The 2,318-nt window shown below is 67.3% G+C and carries 1 protein-coding gene; it reads right to left on the bottom strand.

The genetic code is table 11. The features are described 5' to 3' along the window. Positions 1 to 86: 86 nt before the first annotated feature. Positions 87 to 1,991 (bottom strand): ribonucleoside-diphosphate reductase subunit alpha, encoded by a 1,905-nt coding sequence (locus AC0IW9_RS30270; RefSeq protein WP_471652017.1) that lies wholly within the window; start codon positions 1,989 to 1,991, stop codon positions 87 to 89. Positions 1,992 to 2,318: the final 327 nt, after the last annotated feature.

Raw genomic sequence — 2,318 nt, 5'->3', positions numbered from 1 at the left:
CCCCCCCCCCCCCCCCCCCCCCCCCCCCCCCCCCCCCCCCCCCCCCCCCCCCCCCCCCCCCCCCCCCCCCCCCCCCCTTCCTTATTTTACTGGCAGCTCAGGCATTCCTCGTAATCCGTCGTCGAGGTCTGCGCGCCATGCGCCAGCAGCGGCATCGCCGCATCCGCCGCCGTCGCCACATGCACGGCCATCACGTCCTCCTGGCCGACCACCTTCTCGCTGATGGTATCGGCCCGCTGGATCGACAGGCTGCGGCAGTAGTAGAGCGACTTCACGCCGCGCTTCCAGGCCATGACGTGGATCTGGTGCAGGTCGCGCTTGTGGATATTGGCCGGCAGGAACAGGTTCACCGACTGGCTCTGGCAGATATAGGCGGCGCGGTCGGCGGCGTGCTCGATCACCCAGCGCTGGTCCAGCTCGAAGGCGGTCTTGAAGGTCGCCTTCTGCTGGTCGTCGAGGAAATCGAGGTGCTGCACGCTGCCCTTGCGGACGGTGATGCTGGTCCAGGTCTCGTCGTCGTCGCGGCCGTGCTTGGCCAGCACCTTCTTCAGGTAGGGGTTGCGCACGATGTAGCTGCCGGACAGCGTCTTGTGGTTGTAGACATTGGCGGCGATCGGCTCGATGCCGGCGCTCGCCCCGCCGCAGATGATGGAGATGGAGGCCGTCGGCGCCACCGCCATCTTGTTCGAGAAGCGCTCCATGAAGCCGTATTCGGCGGCATCCGGGCAGGGCCCGCGCTCCTCGGCGAGCGCGCGGCTGGCGAAATCCGCCTGCTCGCGGATGTGCTTGAACATCTTCTTGTTCCAGACCTTGGCGATCACGCTCTCGAAGGGGACGTTGAGCCCCTGCAGGAAGCTGTGGAAGCCCATCACGCCTAGGCCGACGCTGCGTTCCCGCATCGCGCTGTACTTCGCCTTGGACATGCTGTCCGGCGCGCTGTCGATGAAGTCCTGCAGCACGTTGTCGAGGAAGCGCATCACGTCGGGGATGAAGCGCGGGTTGTCCTTCCACTCGAACCAGGTCTCGAGGTTGAGGGAGGACAGGCAGCAGACCGCGGTGCGGTCGCGGCCATGCTGGTCGCGCCCGGTCGGCAGGGTGATCTCGGAGCAGAGGTTGGAGGTCTTCACCTCGAGTCCGGCCAGCTTGTGGTGCGCCGGCATCGACTTGTTCACGTGGTCGGAGAAGACCAGGTAGGGCTCGCCGGTCTCGATCCGCGCGGTGAGGATGCGGATCCAGAGGCCGCGGGCCGAGACCTTGCGCATGATCGCGCCGTCCTTCGGGCTGCAGAGCGGCCATTCCTCGTCCTGCTCGACCGCCCGCATGAAGGCGTCCGAGATCAGCAGCCCGTGGTGCAGGTTCAGCGCCTTGCGATTCGGGTCGCCGCCGGTGGGGCGGCGGATCTCGATGAACTCCTCGATCTCCGGATGGCTCACCGGCAGGTAGCAGGCGGCCGAGCCGCGCCGCAGCGAGCCCTGGGAGATGGCCAGCGTCAGGCTGTCCATGACGCGGATGAAGGGCACCACGCCGGAGGTCTTGCCGTTGCGGCCGACTTTCTCGCCGATGCCGCGGAGGTTGCCCCAGTAGCTGCCGATGCCGCCACCCTTGGCCGCGAGCCAGACATTCTCGTTCCAGAGCCCGACGATGCCGTCGAGGCTGTCGTCGGCCTCGTTCAGGAAGCAGGAGATCGGCAGGCCGCGCGTGGTGCCGCCATTGGACAGCACCGGCGTCGCCGGCATGAACCAGAGCTTGCTGATGTAGTCGTAGATGCGCTGGGCATGCGCGGCATCGTCGCCGAAGGCCGAGGCGACGCGGGCGAACAGGTCCTGGTAGCTCTCGCCCGGGAGCAGGTAGCGGTCGTCGAGGGTCGCCTTGCCGAAATCCGTCAGCAGCGCATCGCGCGCGCGGTCCACCTGGACCTGATGATGGCCTTCGAGCTGTACCGTATCGAACAAGGCCGCGTCCCCTTCGATCCCCCGGACTGGTGCGTGCATCCTGGAGCGTCCTTACACAAGATATTGGCGTTGGGCCGTCACCCTAACACCATATCAGGTGCCATGTGCAAGAAGATGAGGCCAGGGGCCTTCCAGGCACGGCTTTAATGTTCGTTGTATGTTCCAGCATCGGGTCATGGCGGACCGGCCGGCGTCAAGCCGGATCAGCCATTTCCGGCTTTCATCCCCATGATCCCCGCTATCCACAGGCGCCGCATCGGCGCCCTGCACGCGCGGAGGTGATGGCTCAGCCGAGGCGCTCAGCCAGGGTCTGGCCGCGGTGCCGGCTGGGGCCGCCGGGGCGGCGGGCGGCGGGGGGTATTGGGC

It is taken from the genome of Belnapia sp. AC561 (assembly GCF_979252845.1).
This window is presented reverse-complemented; position numbering and strand designations above follow the sequence as displayed.